We start from the raw sequence: 20097 nt of genomic DNA on the forward strand, positions 1-20097 counted from the left end.
CCCTCCCCTCGGAGGGCGCGCTCCTGCGTTGTCCTGCGGAAACTCCCGAATGCCGGTCGACCGGCATGTTCATTTCCGCCCATTACGCTGCGTAAAGCATCGGATACCGGAGATTATTGTTCGTTATCCGGAAAGCGGAATCCCATACTCCGGGCGCGATATGCAGGAATTGGCGAGCATTGTCACGACTTGGTCTGAGCATGTAATTGAAAAGAGATGTGAGGGCGATTCCGTGGAAGGGGTCGGGTGATCGATAGTTGCTCTGCGCGTATCAGTGGTCACCTCGCCAACTGTGTGGACGGCCCTGAGATGTCGATCCTCGCCATGCCCGGCACACCGAGTGGCGGGGCGCCGTTCGTTCGTAAGCCCCTAAATCGAGAGGCAGTTGAATGAGGCTCACCAAGACGATGCGTTGGACCGCACTCGCGGCGTGCACCGCCCTCGCGATCTCCGCCTGCAGCACCGGCAGCGGGAAGAAGTCCTCCGAGCAGGCGAGTGGCGGGTCGGGCAAGAAGGGCGGCTCGATCAGTGTCGAGCTGGGTGAGCCGCAGCACGGCCTGGTGCCGCAGAACACCGCGGAGTCCGAGGGCGCCGAGGTGCTCAACGCGATCTTCGCCGGCCTGGTCGACTACGACATCAAGGACAACTCGCCGAAGCTCCGGGTCGCCGAGTCGATCGAGTCCCCGGACGCCACCACCTGGACGATCAAGCTCAAGGACGGCTACACCTTCCACAACGGGGAGAAGGTCAACGCCCAGTCCTTCGTCGACGCCTGGAACTACGGGGCGAACCAGGACAACGCGCAGGAGGCGCTGCCGTTCTTCGACAAGATCCTCGGCTCCGACGAGCTGGCGCCCGGCAAGGACAAGAAGCCCACCGCCAAGGAGCTCAAGGGCCTCAAGGTCGTCGACGACAAGACCTTCACCGTCACCCTCAAGGCACCGTTCTCCCAGTTCAAGACCATGCTGGGCTACAACGCCTTCTTCCCGCTGCCGAAGGCGTTCTTCACCGACCCGAAGGCCTTCGAGGACGCGCCGATCGGCAACGGCGCCTTCCAGCTCGACGGGAAGTGGGAGCACAACAAGCAGATCAAGGTGAAGCGGTACGAGAACTTCCCGGCGTCGGACGGAAAGGCCAAGCTGGATTCCGTCACCTTCAAGATTTACGACAAGCTGGAAACCGCGTACAACGATCTCCGCGCCGACAACATCCAGATCACCGACAAGCTGCCGATCTCGGCGATGGGGACGGTCGCGCAGGAGTTCGGCGACCGCTACATCTACAAGCCGGATTCCGGGGTCGGCTACATCGGATTCCCGATCGCGACGAACCCGGCGTTCGCGAATCCGGACATCCGGAAGGCGATCTCCATGGCGATCGACCGCGAGTCGATCACCAAGACGATCTTCTCGGGCACCCGGAAGCCGGCCGACGACTTCATCAACCCGATCATTCCCGGGTACCGCCAGGGCGCGCTCGGCGACATCTCCAAGTACAACCCGGCGAAGGCGAAGGCGCTCTTCACCACGGCCGGCGGCCTGCCCGGCAACACGATGGAGATCGGCTACAACGCCGACGGCGGCCACAAGGAGTGGATCGAGGCCGTCGGCAACCAGCTGAAGGCCAACCTCGGCGTCGAGGTCACCTTCAAGCCCTTCGAGAAGTTCGGCGCCATCCTCACCGCGCTGGGCGACAAGAAGTACTCCGGGGCCTTCCGCATGGCCTGGTCGATGGACTACCCGTCGATCGAGAACTACCTGCGGCCGATCTTCTCCAAGGTCGCCATCGAGAACGGCTCCAACTACGGCGGCTACGTCAACGAGGAGTTCGAGTCCCTGCTGGCGAGGGCGGACGCCGCCAAGACCGACGCCGAGGGCATCAAGCTCTACCAGCAGGCCGACGACATCCTGATCAAGGACCTCCCGTACATCCCGGTCTACACCTACATGTCCTCCGCGGCGTACAGCAAGACCGTGAAGAACGTGAACGTCAACGCCCAGGGGCAGATGGACCTGGCCGACGTCGAGCTGGCCTGACCGGAGTCCATCTGACCGGTACGCGCTGATGGGCGGTGCGGGAAACCCCCGCGCCGCCCGTCACCGGCGTGCCCCGAACCACGAGGAGGCCGCATGGGCCGCTATGTGGTCCGCCGGATCATCCAGGCCATACCTGTGATCCTCGGCGCGACGTTCCTTATCTACGCACTGGTCTTCCTGCTGCCTGGCGATCCCATCACGGCACTGGCCGGTGAGAAGCGGCAGGACCCGGCCGTGGTGGCCGTCCTGCGGGACCGGTACCACCTGGACGACCCCTTCTTCATCCAGTACTGGGACTACCTGGTCGGCCTGTTCAAGGGCGACTTCGGCGAGGACTACCGCGGCAACGCGGTGGTGGACGTGATGAAGACGGCGTTCCCGTACACCATCAACCTGGCGCTGACCGCCCTGGTCATCGAGATGGCGGTGGGTGTCACGGCCGGCATGGTCGCCGCCCTGCGGCGCGGCCGGTTCATCGACAACGTGGTGCTGATCTCCACCCTGATGGTCATCTCGATCCCGGTCTTCGTGATCGGCTTCGTGCTCCAGCTGATCCTCGGGGTGAAACTCAACACCGACTACGGCATCGACTTCTTCCCGGTCTCCTTCAACGAGGAGGCGGGCTTCCGGTCCTATCTGCTGCCCGCGTACGTCCTGGCCTCCACCTCGCTGGCGTACGTCGCCCGGCTCACCCGGACCAGCCTGATCGAGGTCATGCGGGCGGACTACGTCCGGACGGCGGTCGCCAAGGGGCTGAGCCCGTTCCGGGTGGTGGTCCGGCACGGCCTGCGCAACGCGCTGATCCCGATCGTCACCTTCCTGGGCATGGACCTCGGCGGGCTGATGGGCGGTGCGGTCATCACCGAGGGCATCTTCAACATCCCCGGGGTCGGACACCAGCTCTTCCAGTCCGTCTACCTGCGCGAACGCACCATCGTGGTCGGCATCGTGAGCGCCCTGGTGCTGGTCTACCTGCTGGCCAACCTGGTGGTCGACCTGCTGTACGCCGTCCTGGACCCGAGGATCCGCTATGAGTGAGCCGACGAAGAGCGAGCGCGAGAACCTGACCGTCGCGATCCCCGGGCAGCCCGGCTCCGGCTCCGCCGGGAGCGGACCGGCCGCCGAGGCGCAGGCCGCCGCGAAGGCGGACGGCAGCGAACGGGTCGCCAGCCTCTGGACCGACGCCTGGTACGACCTGCGGCGCAACCCGCTGTTCCTGATCGGCGGGGTGCTGGTGCTGTTCATGGTGGCGCTCGCCGTCGCCCCGCAGCTGTTCACCGACCAGGACCCGAACTCGGGCGGCTTCTGCAACCTGTCCGACTCGCTGAAGCGGCCCAGCGCCGACCACTGGTTCGGCTTCGACGTCCAGGGCTGCGACATCTACACCCGGACCGTCTGGGGCGCCCGCAACTCCATCATCGTCGGCATCCTGACCACCACGCTGGTCGTCGCGGTCGGCGGGGTGCTGGGCCTGTGGGCGGGCTGGATCGGCGGGATCTGGGACAGCGTGCTCTCCCGGATCACCGAGATCTTCTTCGCCATCCCGCTGCTGCTCGGCGGCATGCTGATCATGTCCACCTGGAAGACCGGCAACGCCTGGACGGTCTCCGCGGTGATGGCCGTGCTCGGCTGGCCGCAGATCTACCGGCTGATGCGCTCGGCGGTGCTGTCCAACAAGCACAACGACTACGTGGTCGCGGCCAAGGCGCTGGGGGCCGGCACCCGGCGGATCGTCAGCCGGCACATCCTGCCGAACGCGGTGGCGCCGGTGATCGTGGTGTCGACCATCAACCTGGGCGTCTACATCGGCGCCGAGGCCGCGCTCTCCTACCTGGGCATCGGCATCCAGTCCCCGGCGATCTCCTGGGGCCTGATGATCAGCGACGCCCAGTCCCGCTTCCTGAACGCCCCCCATGTGCTGCTGTTCCCGGCCGTCGTGCTGAGCATCACCGTGCTGGCGTTCATCATGCTCGGCGACGCGGTCCGCGACGCCCTCGACCCCAAGCTGCGCTGAGGGAGGCCGCGGACGATGAGTGACGCGACAAGGCTGTCGAAGGACGGCGTGCCGGGGAGGACCGCGGTGGAGGTGGTCGGCGGCCGGGAGAGCCTGGTGCCCGGCACGCCGCTGCTGGAGGTCGACGACCTGCACATCGAGTTCCACACCCGGGACGGCGTGGCCAAGGCCGTCAACGGGGTGAGCTACTCGGTGTCGGCCGGCGAGACCCTGGCGGTGCTGGGGGAGTCCGGGTCGGGCAAGTCGGTGACCGCGCAGGCGATCATGGGCATCCTGGACATGCCCCCGGGGAAGATCACCGCCGGATCGATCCGGTTCCGCGGCGAGGACCTGCTGACCATGAGCCCCAAGGCCCGGCGGGCGGTGCGCGGCCGGAAGATCGCGATGATCTTCCAGGACGCGCTGTCCTCGCTCAACCCGGTGCTCAGCGTGGGCTACCAGCTCGGCGAGATGTTCCGGGTGCACCAGGGCGCCTCGCGCAAGGAGGCGAAGGAGAAGGCCGTCGAGCTGATGGAGCGGGTGCGCATCCCCGCCGCCCGGCAGCGGGTGGGGGACTACCCGCACCAGTTCTCCGGCGGCATGCGCCAGCGCATCATGATCGCGATGGCGCTGGCGCTGGAGCCCGACCTGATCATCGCCGACGAGCCCACCACGGCCCTGGACGTCACCGTCCAGGCCCAGGTGATGGACCTGCTGGCCGAGCTGCAGTCCGAGTTCAACATGGGCCTGATCCTGATCACCCACGACCTCGGCGTGGTCGCCGACGTCGCGGACAAGATCGCCGTGATGTACGCGGGCCGGATCGTCGAGACGGCCCCGGTGCACGAGCTGTACGCGCGCCCGGCCCACCCGTACACCAAGGGCCTGCTCAACTCGATCCCCCGGCTGGACCAGAAGGGCCAGAACCTCTACGCGATCCAGGGCCTGCCGCCGAGCCTGCTGCGGATCCCGCAGGGCTGCGCCTTCAACCCGCGCTGCGACCGGGCGGCGGACCGCTGCCGGAGCGAACTCCCGCGGCTGGTACCGGTACTGGACACCGAGGGGGCCGACCTGCCGGGCCGCCGCAGCGCGTGCCACTTCTGGAAGGAGACCCTCCATGGCTGAGCCCATCCTGGAGGTGAAGGACCTGGTCAAGCACTACCCGCTGACCCAGGGCATCGTCTTCAAGAAGCAGGTCGGCGCGGTGAAGGCGGTCGACGGCGTCTCCTTCGAGCTGGCCAAGGGTGAGACGCTCGGCATCGTGGGCGAGTCCGGCTGCGGGAAGTCCACGCTGGCCAAGGTGCTGATGAACCTGGAGCGGGCCACCGCCGGCCAGGTGCTGTTCAAGGGCGAGGAGATCACCCGGCTCTCCGGCGCCGGCCTGCGGGCGGTGCGGCGCAACATCCAGATGGTGTTCCAGGACCCGTACACCTCGCTGAACCCGCGCATGACGGTCGGCGACATCATCGGCGAGCCCTTCGAGATCCACCCCGAGGTGGCGCCGAAGGGCGACCGCCGCAAGGCCGTCCAGGACCTCCTGGACGTCGTCGGCCTGAACCCGGAGTACATCAACCGCTACCCGCACCAGTTCTCCGGCGGACAGCGCCAGCGCATCGGCATCGCCCGGGGGCTGGCGCTCAAGCCGGAGGTGATCATCTGCGACGAGCCGGTCTCCGCGCTGGACGTCTCCGTCCAGGCGCAGGTGATCAACCTGCTCGACCAGCTGCAGAGCGAGTTCGAGCTGTCGTACATGTTCATCGCGCACGACCTCTCGATCGTCCGGCACATCTCCGACCGGGTCGGGGTGATGTACCTCGGCAAGATGGTCGAGATCGGCACGGAGGACGAGATCTACGTCCACCCGACCCACCCGTACACCCAGGCGCTGCTGTCCGCGGTGCCGGTACCGGACCCGACCGGGCGGGAGCGGCGCGAGCGCATCCTGCTCAGCGGCGACCTGCCCTCGCCGGCCAACCCGCCGTCCGGCTGCCGGTTCCGCACCCGCTGCTGGAAGGCGCAGGAGCGCTGCTCCACCGAGGTCCCGCTGCTGGCGGTGCCGTCCGTGCTGAGCGGGCCGGCCGCGCACGAGTCGGCCTGCCACTTCGCCGAGGTGCGGGACGTGATCGGCGCGGGCTGAGCGCGCACGGCGGCGGCCGGGCCCGGAGCGAACCCGCTCCGGGCCCGGCCCGTTCACTTCTGGAAGCCGACGTTCTCCCAGACGATGTCGGACAGGCCCTGGGCGCCGATGTTGGCCAGGTTCGCGCGGGCGCCGTACAACTGCGGGCGCTGGTACAGCGGCAGCACCCCGGCCACCTTCCACAGCTCGCCGTCGGCCTGGTTGATCGCCTCGAAGGCGGTGGCCGCGTCGGTCGCGGCGGAGGCCCGGTCGAGGGCGGCGTCGACGGCGGTGCTGCCGGCCTGCGCCTGGTTGGTGCCGCCGCCCAGCACGAAGTTGGCGCGGCTGCCGGAGGCGGGGAAGGGCGTACCGAGGAGCGAGTACGCGGCGATGTCGAAGTCCCGCCGGTTGACGTACTTGTCGAAGAACTCGTTGGCGTTGGCGGTGACGGTGGTGACCTTGACGCCGACGTCCTTGAGCATCCGGGTGGTGACCGAGGCCTCGTTCTGGGCCTGGGTGACACCGGCGGGGATGACCATCCGCAGGTTCAGCTCCCGGCCGTCCTTCTTGCGGACGTCGCCGTCGAGCTTCCAGCCGGCCGCCTCCAGCTTGTGGACGGCGTCGTCCGGGTCGAAGCGGCTGAGGCCGAGGGAGTTGTCCCGGTAGGCGTTCTGGTTGGCCACCAGCAGGTGGTTGTTGAGGGTGACGGTCGGCCAGTCCAGACCGCTGAGGTCGGAGCGGGTGATGGCGTCCCGGTTGATCGCCTGGAACAGGGCCTGGCGGACGGCCGGGTCGGTCAGCACCGGGCTCTTGGCGTTCAGCGTGAACTGGCGGAAGTCCGGGCCGCCGGCCCGCCGGACGGCCGCGCCCTTGGTGCTCTTGATGACCTGGTAACCGGCCACGTCCGGGCCGTTGTTGAAGAAGTCGACCTCGCCCTTGGCGAAGGCCGCGGCCATGGTGTTGGGGACCATGGCGTGGAAGACGATCCGGTCCAGCAGCGGCTTGTCGCCCCACCAGCCCGGGTCGGCGGCCAGCGTGACGGTCTGGCTCGCCCGGTCCAGCTTCTCGACCCTGAACGGGCCCGCGGTGAGCGGGATGGCGTCCAGGTAGGCGGTGTTGAACAGCTCCGGGGTGGCGACCTTGGCGGCGGGCAGCAGCGGGGCGTTGGCGGCGCCGTTGAACATCGACTGCCACTCGGAGAACGGGCGCTCGAAGGTCATCACGGCCTGGAAGTCGTCCTTGCCCCGCTCGACCGAGGAGACCAGCTCGAACCCGGTGTTGCTGGAGGCCCGGTAGGCGGCGTCCCGGCCGTTCAGGGCCTTCCAGTTGGCCTCGATGTCCCGCCAGGTGATCGAGGTGCCGTCGGACCAGTGGGCCTTCGGGTTGAGCGTCCAGGTGACCACCTGGCGGCCGTCCTTCAGCTCGGACCGGGCGTCCTGGAGGTAGGCCGGGTTGACGCTCTGGGTGCCGGCCGCGTCGGAGCGGAAGAAGGTCGGCAGCAGCGGCTTGGTGACGCTGATGGTGGAGGACTCGCTGCCGTCGGCCTGGATCGGCGACCACTGGGCGGAGAACTGGGCGATCGCGACGTTCAGCGTGCCGCCCTGGCGCAGCTCGGCGCGGTCGTGCGGGTTGATGTCGACGGCGGTGAGCTTGGGCGTCTCGGCCACGCCGGGGAGCGCCTGGCCGCTGCCGCCGCCCGCCGTGCCGCAGGCGCAGAGCGTCAGGGACAGCGCGACGGCGCCGAGGCCGGCCGCCAGGGCCGTCCGGCGGGACGGTGCGGATCGGTGGGACAGGGCCGTTCGGTGCGGCGCGGGGCGGCCCATGCTGGTTCTCCCTGGTACGGATGTGGCGGAGGGTACGGCGTCACATCTTGCTGACCGGGGGGAGGAGTTGTCGAGGGGCGGGCCCGGATCCGGGCCCGCCCCTCGGTGCTGCGCCTACGTCGGGTCGGCTCAGACGACGGTGAACTTGAAGGTGCGGTCCTTCTCGCCGGACTTGTCCATCACCGAGGTGATGGCGTCGGCGACGTCCTGCGGGGTGATCGCGGCGGGCTGGCCGTTCTTCTTGACCTTCACCTTGTCGAAGACGCCGGCGAGCTGGCCGTTGAGCGCCTCCAGGTCCCACTTCGGCGCGATCTTGCCGGAGGCGTCGGGGACGAGGGTGAGCACCTTGGGGGCGGTGAGCTTGCCGAAGTCCCACCGCTTGACGCCGGCCATGATGCGCACGTTGCCGTTGACCGCGGCCTTGCCCAGGCTGTCCGCGGCGGCCTGCAGGGCCTGCGGGGAGACCTTGGGCTGGGCGGCCGTGACGGTGAGCGCGACGGGCTGCTCGGTCTTGCCCGCGGCGCGGTCGCGGTAGGCCTGCTCGACCTGGTCGACGGCGGAGGCGGAGTCCACCGCCTGGCCGGCCTTGCCCGGCACCACGACGGGCTCGCCGGCCTCGTTGAACTTGACGTAGCCCTCCTGGAGGCCCTGTCCGGACCCGCCGGCCAGGGCGTCCAGCGCGGCCTTCAGCTTGGCGCGGTCCACCTTGACCTGCGGCGGGACGGCCTTCTCGCCGCCCTTCAGCGAGGTGATCACGTCGACCGGGCTGTAGCTGTGCCGGGTGAGGTTGTCCACGGTGGCGGTGGTGTCGAAGCTCAGCCCGGCGGCGACCGGGTCGAGGTCCAGCGCCTGGTCGCCGACCTTCAGCTTGACCGGCTGCCGGCCGGCCTTGCCGACCGTCTCGTCGAGCTGGTGGATCGCCTGGTCGCGGTTGCTGCCGCCGATGTCGGTGCCGAGCACCACGGTGCCCTTGGGGATGTCGGACTGGTTCAGCATCAGCCCGGTGCCGTACGCGGCGGCGCCGAGGAACAGCACACCGCCGATGCCGTAGACGCCGAGCTTGACGATCTTCTTGCCGGCGCCGCCGCGCTTGGCCGCGGGCTTGGCGGCGGCGGGCTTCTTCGGCGCGGGCGCGGGGGCCGGTGCGGGGGCCGGTGCTCCGGCGTTCGGGCCTCCGGCGTCCGGGGCGGGCTCGGCGTCGAACGCGGCGTCGAAGGGGTCGCCCGCCGGGGCGAAGGGCTCGCCCGGTCGACCGGGGGCGCCGGGGAACAGGCCGGGAGCCGCGGGGGCGAACGGGTCGCCACCGGCCGGGCGCTGGGCGGCGAACGGGTCGCCACCGGCCGGGGCGGCGGCGAACAGGCCCGGCTGCGACCGGCCGTCCGGCGCGGCGCCGTTCTGCGGGAGGCCGTGCTGGGGCATGCCGTGCTGGGGCAGGCCGGGTATGGCGGCGGGCGGCGGCGTGTTCTCGCGGATCGGCTCGAAGCCGTCCACCGAGGTGTCCTCGGGGTCGGCGGCGCCGGGCCGGGCGCCCGTCGGCAGACCGGAGGCCTGCGGCGGGCCGGACCGGTGGCCGCCGGGCTGCTGGGAGGCCGGTCGGCCGGCGCCCGGGCCGAACGGGTCGGCGGCGGGGGCCGCGGCGGCGAACGGGTCCGCCGGGAGGCCGTCCTCGTACACGCCGGCCTCGTCCGCCGGGGTGTCCGGGCCGGTGCCGAACGGCGAGGCGGGCGCGCCGGTCGGACGCGGGGCGGGCACCGCGCGGTCGTTCGGGCGGGCCGCGCCGGGGCCGGCCGCCGGGGCGGGCCGGGTGCCGTTCGGCCGGGCGGCCTTCGGGCGGGCCTCGGCGCCGCCGGCGGGGGCCGCCGACCCGGTGGGCGCGCCGGGGGCACCGGCCGGGACGGGGGCGGTGGCGGGCCCGTCGGACGAGCCCTTCTTCTGCCGCGGCCGGAACCAGGCGCCGGTGGACTCGGACTCCGAGGTGGCCGGCGGGATCTGCCACTCGGGCGGCAGGTTCGGCGGCGTGGCGGTACGGGCGCCGCCGTCCATCACCCCGAGCACGGGGGAGGCGGGGGCGGCCGAGCGGTGCCGGGGGCCGGCCGGCTCGGGCGCGGCCGGCGGGGCCTCCTCGGCCGGGCCGTCCTCGTTCTTGACGGTGCTGCGGACCACCACCGGCGGGATCGGGCGCGAGCCGGGGATGTTGATCCGGACCCTGGTGGTCAGCGTGGTCTCGGTCTTCGGGGTCTCGTCCTCGCCGCCCGCCGCCGGGCCCTGGGCGGAGCCGGCACCCGCCCGGTCGCCGCCGGGGAAGCCCGGTGTGCCGTAGGGCGGGGTGCCCGACGGGTAGGCGTCCGGCCCCGTCCGCCGAGGCGTCGGGTGGGCGTTGTCAGATTCGCGGCTGCTCAATGCTGCTCTGCTCCGGGTTCGCGGGCGTGGCCGTTGGGGCGCGACCGTGGTTCATGGGCGCCGGGCCTGGCGGGCGGCGGTCGGGTTAGGGCGTTCTGCGGCACCACCATACTGGGAAGAACTGACCGGTGAACTGGTTCGAATAGAACCTGATACGTCCGGTTCCTCCGTTATGAGAGTACGGTCGTGTGGTCCTGACTGCTCGTCGTGCCAGGGGTGCTGGGCGGTACCGTACGCCTGTGGGCCCGCAGGTCAGCGCGGCGGGCCGGGTACCCCGGGGAACCAGCTGGTCCGGGTGGGCAGGGTGGCGCAGATCACGCCGAGGATCGAGCCCGCGAACAGCCAGGCGTACGAGGTCGCGTTGGTCCACAGGACGTTGTCGCCCTCCGGCCGCGGGACCATCACCAGCAGCAGCGCCAGGAACCAGCCGGCCGCGGGCAGCCCCGCGCCGAGCCGGGTGCCGGTCACCCGCAGGCCCGCGTAGAAGGTGGCGCCGGTGGCGGCGAGCGCCAGCAGGACTCCCACGGGCGGCCACAAGGCCTGCACAAAGGCTCCGCAGACCGACACCACCGCACCCAGCAGGAAGAACAGGACATAAGCCACGATCCGCCCCGCCAGCGGGGGCTGAGACTCGGCCAGCCGCTCGGCGCGGGTGCCGAGGACGGTGGCCGGGATCGAGCGGCGCGGCGGTCGGCGGTCGGCGGGCTCGGTCATCGGGCGCTCTCCTCGGGGGTGTGGTCCGTACCGGCCGGGTCTTCCGCGCGGTCCCCGCCGTCCGTGCGGTCGGTGCCGTCCAGGCCCGCGAAGAGGTCGTCCTCCGGGAGCCGGGGCCCGGCCTGGCCGCGGACCAGCTGGTAGTACTCGGTGGCGATCAGCGGCTGGCCGAGGTCGTTGGAGAGCGCGAAGAAGGCGCCGTCCACGGTGATCTGGGTGGCGTGCGCGGCCATCGCCGCCGCCTTGCGGTCGGCGTACGCCGCGCCGTCCAGCACGGTGGTGATCTCGCTGTCGTCCACCACGCCCGGGACGTCGGCGGGCACCGCGACGCCGGGGAACGGCGCCTTGGCGGCGGTCTCGCGCAGGCCCTGCTCGATCACCGAGCGGGGCATCCGGTTCCAGTACACCTTGGCGATCCGCCAGGCCGGTCCCAGCTCGGGCCGCCAGGCGGGGTCGGCGGCCAGCTCGTACGCGCGCATCGCGACCCGGTGCGCCTGGATGTGGTCGGGGTGCCCGTAGCCGCCGTCCGGGTCGTAGCCGACCAGGACCTGCGGCCGCACCTCGCGGACCACGGCGACCAGGTGGCCGGCCGCCTCGTCGACGTCGGCCTGCCAGAAGCAGCCCGGCACGTCGTTGTCGGGGACGCCCATCATCCCGGAGTCGCGGTAGCGGCCCGGGCCGCCCAGGAAGCGGAAGTCGGCGACGCCGACCGCGCGCATGGCCGCGGTCAGCTCGCCGATCCGGTACGGGCCGAGGGTGTCGTCCCGATCCGCCGTCAGGTGCGCCAGCTCGGGCGGGATCACCTCGCCGCCCTCACCGAGGGTGCAGGTCACCAGGGTGACCCGGGCGCCCTCGGCGGCGTACCGGGCCATCGTGGCGCCGTTGCCGATCGACTCGTCGTCGGGGTGCGCGTGCACCAGGAGCAGGCGGCGGCCGGTAGTCGCGGTCATGGGAGCAGCCTAACGACCGCGGATCGGGGGTCAGAGCTTCAGGCCGTTGATCATCCCGGCGAGGTTGCTGGTGACCTGGCTGATCGAGGGGGCGATGGAGCTGGACGCCAGGTAGAAGCCCAGCAGCGCGCAGACGATCGCGTGCGCGAGCTTCAGACCGGAGCGGCGGATCAGCACCACCACGATGACCAGCATCAGCATGGCTGCGGAGATGGACAAAGCCATGGCGGCTCACACCCCTTCTCGGGTGCGCCGCCCTCGGGAGGGCGGCGGTCGGGACCGTGCGGGACAGACGGCCGGGTGGTCGGCGGCCCGGGACGGGGCCTGACGATCACTCGTTGAACCAGTCATACCCGATGGGTGAGGGGCGCATTACGTTCAGTGAGGCTGCACACGCCGGGGCACGGCGGCATCAGTGGGGCGCATGGGCCGGTCGGAGGGGGTGTGGACCCCTTCGGTGCACACTTCCGGGCGATGCTCCGAACGAGTGATCACAATCCGCCGGGCGGCGGCAGCCCCACGTCGTAGGGTCTGGTGCCATGACCTCCCACACCCCTGCGGACACCTTCCCGAGGCAGTACGCGCGCACCCTGCGCTACACCGTCGGCGCGCCCCGGTCCTTCTCCGTCGCATCCGACGGATCCCGGGTCGTCTTCCTGCGCTCCCTCCCCCGGACGCCGGCCGGGGAGGCCCCCGTCGCCGGCGACCGGGCCAACCGGCTCTGGACCCTCGACACCGCCACCGGCGAGGAGCGGATCGCCGCCGACCCGGTCGCCCTGCTCGGCGGCGACGAGGAGGACCTCTCCCCGGCCGAGAAGGCCCGCCGCGAGCGCAGCCGCGAGGGCTCGGCCGGCATCGTCGGCTACGCCCTGGACGGCGCCGGCCGGCTGGCCGCCTTCGCCCTCTCCGGCCGGCTGTTCACCGCCGACCTGGTCGCCGGCACGGCCGTCGAGCTGCCCGCCGAGGGCCCGCTGCTCGACCCGCGTCCCTCCCCGGACGGCGCCTACGTCGCGTACGCCAACACCGCCGGCGAGCTGCGCCTCACCCGCACCGACGGCACCGCCGACTGGGCCTTCGCCGAGCCCGACGGCCCCGGGGTGACGTGGGGTCAGGCCGAGTTCATCGCGCAGGAGGAGATGAGCCGCGACCGCGGCTACTGGTGGTCCCCGGAGAGCGACCGGCTGCTGGTCGAGCGGGCCGACGACACCCCGGTGCGCCGCTGGTGGATCGCCGACCCGGCCAACCCGGGCAGCGAGCCCGCCGAGATCGCCTACCCCGCGGCCGGCACCGCCAACGCCGAGGTCGGGCTCTGGGTGTTCGGCCTGGACGGCACCCGGACCGAGGTCGACTGGGACCGCGAGGCCTTCCCGTACCTGGCCCGGGTGCACTGGTCGAAGGGCGGCGTGCCGCTGCTGCTCGTCCAGGCCCGCGACCAGCGCAGCCAGCGGATCCTCGGCGTCGACGTGGCGACCGGCGCCACCGAGGTGCTGTTCGAGGAGCACGACGACGTCTGGCTGGAGGTCTTCCACGGCGTTCCGGCCTGGACGCCGGACGGCCGGCTGGTGCGGATCTCCGACGAGGGCGGCGTGCGGGCGCTGGTGGTCGGCGACCACGCCGTCACCGGGGCCGACCTGCACCTGCGCTCCGTCCTCGCGGTCACCGACGACGAGGTGTTCTTCACCGCCTCCGGCGGCGCCGGGGAGAAGGACCCCGAGCCCGGCTGGGTGGCCGTCGGCCGGATCGGCCACGACGGCAAGCGGCTCTCCTGGGAGGCCGCCAACGACCGGCCGTTCACCTCGGTCGGCACCGCCGTGCACGCGGCCGGGATCACCGTCCGGGTCACCGCCGAGCCGGACCTGCCGGGCACCCTGGTCAAGGTCTCCCGGGACCTCCCGGAGGGCGTGGTGGTGGACGACATCGCCGTCATCGAGTCCTACGCCGAGCTCCCGGTGATCACCGCCCGCCCGGTCTTCCGCTTCGCGGGGGAGCGGCGCATCCCCTCCGCCGTCTTCCTGCCCACCGGCTACGACCGCGAGCGGGACGGCCTGCTGCCGGTCCTGATGGACCCGTACGGCGGCCCGCACGGCCAGCGGGTCGTCCAGGCGCACAACCCGCACCTCAACTCGCAGTGGTTCGCCGACCAGGGCTTCGCGGTGATCGTCGCCGACGGGCGCGGCACCCCCGGGCGCGGACCGGCCTGGGAGAAGTCGATCGCCTTCGACTTCGCCGGCGCCACCCTGGACGACCAGGTGGACGCGCTCCAGGCGCTCGCCGGGGAGTTCCCGCTGGACCTCGGCCGGGTGGCCATCCGCGGCTGGTCCTACGGCGGGTACCTCTCCGCGCTCGCCGTGCTGCGCCGCCCGGACGTCTTCCACGCGGCGGTGGCCGGCGCCCCGGTGACCGACTGGGAGCTGTACGACACCCACTACACCGAGCGCTACCTCGGCCACCCCGCCGAGCGCCCGGAGGTCTACACGGCCAACTCGCTCTCCGGCTACGCGCCGGGCCTGGAGCGCCCGCTGATGATCATCCACGGCCTGGCGGACGACAACGTGGTGGCCGCGCACACCCTGCGGCTCTCCTCCGCCCTGCTCGCGGCCGGCCGGCCGCACACCGTGCTGCCGCTCTCGGGCGTCACGCACATGACCCCGCAGGAGGAGGTCGCGGAGAACCTGCTGCTGCTCCAGGTCGACTTCGTGAAGCGCTCGCTGGGGATCTGAGCGGCGGGTCCGGCCCCGGTGGGGCCCTGACCAGCCATCCGCGGCCGGTGCCCGGTGATCCGGGTACCGGCCGCGGCCGTGACATCCGTCATGCCGAAGGCACGACGGCGGGCACTGCCGCCGCCGGCGGCCCGCGCGGGACTCTGGGTTGGTGCGAACGACGGCACCAGGGGAGAGGACCAGGGCGATGACGACAGAGGTGGCGGCGTTCCGGGGCGTCGGCAAGAGCTACGGGCGGGTGCGGGCCGTGGACGGCCTGGACCTGGTCCTGCGGCAGGGCGAGACCGTCGCCCTGCTCGGGCCCAACGGGGCCGGCAAGTCCAGCAGCCTGGACCTGCTGCTCGGGCTGCGCGAGCCCGACACCGGCAGCGTCGAGCTGTTCGGCGGCAGCCCGCGCGCGGCCATCGCGGCCGGCCGGGTCGGCGCGATGCTGCAGAGCGGCGGCCTGATGGCCGACGTCAAAGTCCGCGAGCTGGTCGGGCTGGCCTGCGACGTGCACCCCCGCGGCCGGGCCGTCGGCGAGGTGCTGGCCGACGCCGGGATCGCCGAGCTGGCCGAGCGCCGGGTCGACCGGCTCTCCGGCGGCCAGGAGCAGCGGGTCCGCTTCGCGCTGGCCATCGCCGGCGCCAACGACCTGATCGTCCTGGACGAGCCCACCACCGGGATGGACGTCTCCGTCCGCCAGGCGTTCTGGGCGAGCATGCGGGCGCAGGCCGACTCCGGGCGCACGGTGCTGTTCGCCACCCACTACCTGGAGGAGGCGGACTCGATCGCCGACCGGGTCCTGGTCCTGCACCGCGGCCGGCTGATCGCCGACGGCACGTCGGCCGAGATCAAGGCGAAGGCCGGGGCCCGCCGGATCACCTTCGAACTGCACGACGCGGACGGCGGGTTCGACGTGTCGAAGCTGCGCGCGCTGCCCGGGGTGCTGTCGCTGGACGTCACCGCCCGGGTGCCGGGGGTGCGGACGGTCCGGATCCGGACCGCGGACGCCGACGCGGGCGTCGCCGGGCTCTACCGGGCGGGCCTGTACCCGCGCGGGCTGGAGGTCACCGGCCTGGGCCTGGAGCAGGCCTTCCTGACCATCACCGGCGAGCAGGACGCCGCCGACACCGACGAGTTCGCGACGGAGGCCGCGCGATGACCACCCTGATCCGACTGGAGATCATGCGCACCCTGCGCAACCGCAGGTACCTGCTCTTCTCGGTGCTCTACCCGGCGCTGATGTACTTCTTCTTCATCAACGCCTACGGCTCCGGATCGGTGGCCGGCGGCCTGCCGGTGAAGACCTACTTCATGGTCTCGATGGCCACCTTCGGCGCGGTCGGCGCGGTGCTCACCGGCAGCGCGCAGCGCATCTCGCTGGAGCGCAAGAGCGGCTGGGTGCGCCAGCTGCGGCTGACCGCCCTGCCCGGCCGGGCGTACACCGTGGCCAAGATCGCCGCCAGCTCGGTGACCACCCTGCCCTCGATCCTGGTGGTCTTCGCGGTCGGCGCGAGCCAGGGCGTGGAGCTGGGCACCGCGCAGTGGGTAGGCCTGGCGGCCGCGCTCTGGCTGGGCAGCTTCGTGTTCGCGGCGCTCGGGGTGGCGCTCGGGTACGCGGCGGCGCCGGACTCGGTGCAGACCATCGTGATGATCACCTACATGGTGATGGCGCTGTTCGGCGGGACGTGGTTCCCGGTGACCGGCACGATGGAGCGGTTCGCGCACTTCAACCCGGTGTACCTGTACAACAGGCTGGCCGCCTTCACCCAGCCCGGGCAGTCGGTGGACACCGCGGCGGTGGCGGGTCTGGCGGCCTTCCTGGTGGTCTTCGTCGCCGCGGCCGCCGCGCTGTACCGCCGCGACACCCGCCAGGCATGATGGCCCCCATGTCCGAGACGCTCCAGGCCCACCGATCCGACGAGCAGCCGGAGGCGGGCCCGGGGCGCACCTCGTTCATGAACGTCCCCGGCGCCCCGGTGGACAACCGGCGGCAGCTGCTGGTCAAGATCAGCTGGATGCTGCTGTGGATGTTCTACCTGATCTACCCGGTGAAGGACCTGCTCAGTGGCGAGCACGGCGCGGCCGCCACGGCGGCGGGCTGGATCTCCCTGGTCGCCTTCGTGGTCAGCTACGTCTGCCTGGTGGTCTTCCGCTCGATGTCGGGGCGGCAGCCCTGGGCCAGCCGCGCGGTCGTCGCGACGATGGTCGCCCTCGCGGTGGCCACCTCCTTCGGCCTGGGCTCCGCCTGGCTGACCCTCTTCACCTACGCCTCGGTATCCGTCGCGATCATCACACCGGTCCGGTACGCACTCGCCGGTGTGGTCGGGATGGCAGGCTTCGCCGTCGTGGTCGGGCTGCTCAGCCACGCCGACCCGGACGACATCCCCACCATCGCGCTGACCGCCTTCCTGTCCGGCGCCGCGATGACCGGTCTGCAGCGGCTGGTCGCCACCATGCAGGAGCTGCGCGAGGCCCGGGCCGCCGTCGCCCACCTCGCCGCCTCCGAGGAGCGGTTGCGGATGGCACGGGACCTGCACGACCTGCTCGGGCACTCGCTGTCGCTGATCACGCTGAAGAGCGAGCTGGCCGGGCGGTTCATGGACGCCGGCAAGGACGAGGCGGCGCGCGCGCAGGTGGCCGACATCGAGAACGTGGCCCGGCAGTCGCTGATCGACGTCCGGGAGGCGGTGACCGGCTTCCGGCGCCCCACCCTGCCGGTCGAGCTCGCCGCCGCCCGGACGGCGCTGGCGGCCGCGCAGGTCGTTCTGGAGGCCTCGCCGACGCTGGTGGACGCCTGGCCGGCGCTGGCCAACGAGGAGGCGGGCGCGCTGGCGTGGGCGCTGCGCGAGGCCGTCACCAACATCGTCCGGCACGGCGAGGGCGCCACGGTCTGCACCGTCACGGCGGACGAGGCCTGGGAGGGCGACGGCGAGCGGTACGCCGTCCTGGAGATCACCGACAACGGTGCCGGGCCGGGCAAGTCCGGTCCGGGGAACGGGCTCTCGGGCCTGGAGGAGCGGCTGGCCCTGGTCGGCGGGCGGCTGGAGACCGGGCCCGGCGCGCGCGGGCGGGGCTTCCGGCTGCGCGCGCTGGTGCCGCTGCGGACGGTCTCCAGCCCGGTGGTCTGACCGGGCCCGGTCCGCCGGCGTCCCCGATCAGGCGTCCCCGATCAGGCGTTCCCGACCAGGCGTCCCCGATCAGGGGACGTCAGGCCAGGCGTCCCCGGGTCAGGCGTCGGTCGACGGCGAGCCGGGCCACGGGACGGTGGTCTCGACCGCGGCCTCGTAGTCGACGCCCGGGACGTCCCAGCCGTAGATCTGGCCGACCTGCTCGCGGAACCACTCGGTGTCCGCACTGGCGGCCAGGGTGTCGGTGTCGATCCGGTCCCAGGCGGTGCGGACGGCGGCCTGCAGGTCGGCGTCCATCTCCCAGCCGTCCAGCCGGATCCGGCCCTCGTCGTCCAGCTCGAGTTCGGCGTTGCCGACGAGCTGGTCCCACAGGGCCACCGCCTGGTCGGAGGTGCCCTGCCAGGCGTCACCGGCGATGCGGTGGAGCATGCTGATGTAGAGCGCGATGCTCGGAATGGCGGTGGAGGCCTGGGTGACGGCCGCGCCCGCGACGACGGTGTAGGCGTCACCGGTGCCCTTGAGCCGGGTGTTGATGGCGCGGGCGGTGTCCTCCAGGTCCTGCTTGGCGGCGCCGATGGTGCCGGCCCGGTAGATCGGGGAGGTGATGTCGGACCCGACGTACGAGAGGGCGACGGTCCGGAACCCGTCCGCGAGCAGGCCCCTGGACTCCAGAGCGTCGATCCACAGCTGCCAGTCGGCGCCGCCCAGGACCTGTACGGTCGCCTCCCGCTCGGCCTCGTCCGCGACCGGCAGGTGCAACTCGCCGATCTGCGGGACGCCCTCCTTGAAGACGAGGGTCTTGGCCCGGTAGTCGGTGCCGAGCGGCCTGATGGCGGAGCGGTGGATCTCGCCGGTCAGCGGGTCCTTGCGACGCGGGGCCGCGATGCTGTAGACGAGCACGTCGACCTTGCCGAAGCCGGCGGCGAGCCGGTCGAGGGCCTCCTCCTTGACGCTGTCGGAGAAGGCGTCGCCGTTGATGAAGGTGAAGTCGGAGCCGGCCTCGGCGGCGAGTTCGGCGGTCCGCGCGGTGCGGTACCAGCCCGCCCCGGCGGTGCGGCGCTCGGTCGGGGCGGACTCGAAGGCGATGCCGAGTCCGCGCATCCGGTGGGCGCGCAGGCCGACCAGGGTCGCGGCCAGCCCGTAGCCGGCGCTGGAGCCGATGACGAGGGCGACCGGGCCCGGCCGGTCGCCGGCCGGCTCCGGGGCCTGCTGCCACATGCGGTCGACCACCGCGCGGCAGCCGGTCGGGTGGCTGTTGACGTAGAGGTAGCCGTGGTTGCCGGGCTTGATCTCGCGGAGGCTCACTCGTGGGTCCTTCGGGTACGGGGACGAGGCCGCCGCGGCAGCGCGGCTTCCACGCGGCGACGGACCTCGTCGACGGGTCCAGCCGGCCGGTGGCCTCCTGGGGTACGACGGTGTCGAAGGCGCCCTCCGGGGCGGTGACCGGGCGAGGCGGTCCATGCCCCGGGTCGCGCCGCGGACGGGCCCTGTCCATCATCCTCAGCGGACGCGGCCCGACCGGCGATGGTGATCTTCACTAGAAGTGGCCGCGGATTCTTGTCGGTGTTCCAACCGGTCGCGCCACGCCGCCGGTCCGGTCAGGGGTCTGACCGGTCGTCGGGGCGCTCCGAGGCCCCTGCGCCGCCGTCCGCAGGGCCTCGGTGGACCAGGGGGGTGGGGCTCCCATGGGCCGGACGGTCGGTCAGGAGGCCAGCTCGGCGCGCCAGGCCGGGCTGTCCACGTAGTGGTTGTCGTACTGCTCGGAGGAGTCCTTGATCTCCTGCGGGCTCGCCTCGCCGCGCATGACCCGGCCCAGCAGCCGCAGGTAGTCGAAGCGCGCCATGCCCGGGGTGAAGACGAACAGCACGTCGGCCGTCGAGCCGGTGGCGGCGGCGAAGGCGTGCGGGGTGTTCGGCGGCACCAGCAGGAAGTCCCCGCTGTTCAGCACCGTGACCTCCTCGTTGACCAGGACCCGCAGCGAGCCGTCGATGACGAAGAAGAGCTCGGCGGCGCGGGTGTGGAAGTGCGCCGGTGCGCCGACCGCACCCTCGGCGAAGGTGGAGCGGTAGCTGGTCAGCAGGCCGCCGGTGGTGTCCGAGTCGGCGAGGAGGGTCATCACGCTGCTGGGGTCGCTCGTGGTCTCGGCCTCGGCGGCCCGGGTGAGGAGCGGGGCGAAGTCGGTGTGCTTGTTCATGGTGGTCTCCGATGCTTTCCGGGGCTGTTCGCCGTCCT

Annotated in this window: 16 protein-coding genes; 9 read left to right on the forward strand and 7 right to left on the reverse strand. The window is 71.9% G+C overall.

The genetic code is table 11. The features are described from left to right. Nucleotides 1-389 precede the first annotated feature (389 nt). The 5 genes from ACGFZP_RS05695 (at nucleotide 390) to ACGFZP_RS05715 (ending at nucleotide 6166) form a co-directional block, all read left to right on the forward strand. Nucleotides 390-2036, forward strand: coding sequence for an ABC transporter substrate-binding protein (locus ACGFZP_RS05695; protein WP_392928943.1), 1647 nt, complete (start codon nucleotides 390-392; stop codon nucleotides 2034-2036). A gap of 93 nt (nucleotides 2037-2129) precedes the next feature. Continuing rightward, on the forward strand, nucleotides 2130-3074 hold the full coding sequence (locus ACGFZP_RS05700) for an ABC transporter permease (protein WP_392928945.1): 945 nt from the start codon (nucleotides 2130-2132) through the stop codon (nucleotides 3072-3074). Further along, nucleotides 3067-4050 carry an ABC transporter permease gene (locus ACGFZP_RS05705; protein ID WP_392928947.1) on the forward strand — a complete coding sequence of 328 codons (984 nt, stop codon included), beginning with the start codon at nucleotides 3067-3069 and terminating at the stop codon, nucleotides 4048-4050. The genes ACGFZP_RS05700 and ACGFZP_RS05705 overlap by 8 nt, the downstream gene beginning before the upstream one ends. Before the next feature lie 15 nt (nucleotides 4051-4065). Continuing rightward, entirely contained in the window at nucleotides 4066-5154 is a 1089-nt protein-coding gene (locus tag ACGFZP_RS05710; RefSeq protein ID WP_392928950.1) for an ABC transporter ATP-binding protein, read from the forward strand. Next, a complete protein-coding gene (locus ACGFZP_RS05715; RefSeq protein ID WP_392928953.1) occupies nucleotides 5147-6166 on the forward strand; it encodes an ABC transporter ATP-binding protein in 1020 nt (339 codons plus the stop codon). Before ACGFZP_RS05710 ends, ACGFZP_RS05715 begins: the two co-directional genes overlap by 8 nt. Before the next feature lie 53 nt (nucleotides 6167-6219). Here the strand turns inward: ACGFZP_RS05715 and ACGFZP_RS05720 are convergent, their stop codons facing one another. The 5 genes from ACGFZP_RS05720 to ACGFZP_RS05740 form a co-directional block, all read right to left on the reverse strand. Further along, nucleotides 6220-7968, reverse strand: a complete 1749-nt coding sequence (locus tag ACGFZP_RS05720; RefSeq protein ID WP_392928954.1) for an ABC transporter family substrate-binding protein — start codon at nucleotides 7966-7968, stop codon at nucleotides 6220-6222. Nucleotides 7969-8097: 129 nt separating this feature from the next. Continuing rightward, nucleotides 8098-10368 (reverse strand): hypothetical protein, encoded by a 2271-nt coding sequence (locus tag ACGFZP_RS05725; protein ID WP_392928956.1) that lies wholly within the window; start codon nucleotides 10366-10368, stop codon nucleotides 8098-8100. Between the two features lie 252 nt (nucleotides 10369-10620). Continuing rightward, nucleotides 10621-11082, reverse strand: coding sequence for a DUF6113 family protein (locus tag ACGFZP_RS05730; RefSeq protein ID WP_392928958.1), 462 nt, complete (start codon nucleotides 11080-11082; stop codon nucleotides 10621-10623). Beyond that, nucleotides 11079-12032, reverse strand: coding sequence for an N-acetyl-1-D-myo-inositol-2-amino-2-deoxy-alpha-D-glucopyranoside deacetylase (gene mshB, locus ACGFZP_RS05735; protein ID WP_392928960.1), 954 nt, complete (start codon nucleotides 12030-12032; stop codon nucleotides 11079-11081). Before mshB ends, ACGFZP_RS05730 begins: the two co-directional genes overlap by 4 nt. Before the next feature lie 30 nt (nucleotides 12033-12062). Then, a complete protein-coding gene (locus tag ACGFZP_RS05740) occupies nucleotides 12063-12257 on the reverse strand; it encodes a DUF2304 family protein (RefSeq protein ID WP_030307746.1) in 195 nt (64 codons plus the stop codon). A 314-nt stretch (nucleotides 12258-12571) separates the two neighbouring features. On the opposite strand from ACGFZP_RS05740, the gene ACGFZP_RS05745 reads away from it, so the two are divergent. From ACGFZP_RS05745 to ACGFZP_RS05760, 4 genes are all read left to right on the forward strand, one after another. After that, nucleotides 12572-14752, forward strand: a complete 2181-nt coding sequence (locus ACGFZP_RS05745; protein WP_392928963.1) for a prolyl oligopeptidase family serine peptidase — start codon at nucleotides 12572-12574, stop codon at nucleotides 14750-14752. 187 nt (nucleotides 14753-14939) lie between these two features. After that, entirely contained in the window at nucleotides 14940-15896 is a 957-nt protein-coding gene (locus tag ACGFZP_RS05750) for an ABC transporter ATP-binding protein (RefSeq protein WP_392928965.1), read from the forward strand. After that, entirely contained in the window at nucleotides 15893-16615 is a 723-nt protein-coding gene (locus ACGFZP_RS05755; protein ID WP_392928967.1) for an ABC transporter permease, read from the forward strand. The genes ACGFZP_RS05750 and ACGFZP_RS05755 overlap by 4 nt, the downstream gene beginning before the upstream one ends. Before the next feature lie 8 nt (nucleotides 16616-16623). Continuing rightward, the gene (locus tag ACGFZP_RS05760) at nucleotides 16624-17865 is read left to right on the forward strand and encodes a sensor histidine kinase (RefSeq protein WP_392928968.1); all 1242 of its coding nucleotides are present in this window, start codon (nucleotides 16624-16626) and stop codon (nucleotides 17863-17865) included. Nucleotides 17866-17964: 99 nt separating this feature from the next. Here ACGFZP_RS05760 and fabV read toward each other — a convergent pair whose 3' ends face one another. Together fabV and ACGFZP_RS05770 are read right to left on the reverse strand one after the other, a co-directional pair. Next, nucleotides 17965-19170 carry an enoyl-[acyl-carrier-protein] reductase FabV gene (fabV, locus tag ACGFZP_RS05765; RefSeq protein ID WP_392928970.1) on the reverse strand — a complete coding sequence of 402 codons (1206 nt, stop codon included), beginning with the start codon at nucleotides 19168-19170 and terminating at the stop codon, nucleotides 17965-17967. Between the two features lie 397 nt (nucleotides 19171-19567). Continuing rightward, the gene (locus tag ACGFZP_RS05770; protein WP_392928972.1) at nucleotides 19568-20059 is read right to left on the reverse strand and encodes a cupin domain-containing protein; all 492 of its coding nucleotides are present in this window, start codon (nucleotides 20057-20059) and stop codon (nucleotides 19568-19570) included. Between the last annotated feature and the right edge of the window lie 38 nt (nucleotides 20060-20097).

Source organism: Kitasatospora sp. NPDC048239, assembly GCF_043202015.1.
Taxonomy (GTDB): domain Bacteria; phylum Actinomycetota; class Actinomycetes; order Streptomycetales; family Streptomycetaceae; genus Kitasatospora.

Bases quoted from the DNA above. Each gene is read 5' to 3' on its own strand.
- ACGFZP_RS05755 (WP_392928967.1), top strand. From the start codon at position 15,893: ATGACCACCCTGATCCGACTGGAGATCATGCGCACCCTGCGCAACCGC.
- ACGFZP_RS05745 (WP_392928963.1), top strand. From the start codon at position 12,572: ATGACCTCCCACACCCCTGCGGACACCTTCCCGAGGCAGTACGCGCGC.
- ACGFZP_RS05710 (WP_392928950.1), top strand. From the start codon at position 4,066: ATGAGTGACGCGACAAGGCTGTCGAAGGACGGCGTGCCGGGGAGGACC.
- ACGFZP_RS05715 (WP_392928953.1), top strand. From the start codon at position 5,147: ATGGCTGAGCCCATCCTGGAGGTGAAGGACCTGGTCAAGCACTACCCG.
- ACGFZP_RS05730 (WP_392928958.1), bottom strand. From the start codon at position 11,082: ATGACCGAGCCCGCCGACCGCCGACCGCCGCGCCGCTCGATCCCGGCC.
- ACGFZP_RS05760 (WP_392928968.1), top strand. From the start codon at position 16,624: ATGTCCGAGACGCTCCAGGCCCACCGATCCGACGAGCAGCCGGAGGCG.
- ACGFZP_RS05695 (WP_392928943.1), top strand. From the start codon at position 390: ATGAGGCTCACCAAGACGATGCGTTGGACCGCACTCGCGGCGTGCACC.
- ACGFZP_RS05740 (WP_030307746.1), bottom strand. From the start codon at position 12,257: ATGGCTTTGTCCATCTCCGCAGCCATGCTGATGCTGGTCATCGTGGTG.
- ACGFZP_RS05770 (WP_392928972.1), bottom strand. From the start codon at position 20,059: ATGAACAAGCACACCGACTTCGCCCCGCTCCTCACCCGGGCCGCCGAG.
- ACGFZP_RS05750 (WP_392928965.1), top strand. From the start codon at position 14,940: ATGACGACAGAGGTGGCGGCGTTCCGGGGCGTCGGCAAGAGCTACGGG.
- ACGFZP_RS05705 (WP_392928947.1), top strand. From the start codon at position 3,067: ATGAGTGAGCCGACGAAGAGCGAGCGCGAGAACCTGACCGTCGCGATC.
- ACGFZP_RS05720 (WP_392928954.1), bottom strand. From the start codon at position 7,968: ATGGGCCGCCCCGCGCCGCACCGAACGGCCCTGTCCCACCGATCCGCA.
- ACGFZP_RS05700 (WP_392928945.1), top strand. From the start codon at position 2,130: ATGGGCCGCTATGTGGTCCGCCGGATCATCCAGGCCATACCTGTGATC.
- mshB (WP_392928960.1), bottom strand. From the start codon at position 12,032: ATGACCGCGACTACCGGCCGCCGCCTGCTCCTGGTGCACGCGCACCCC.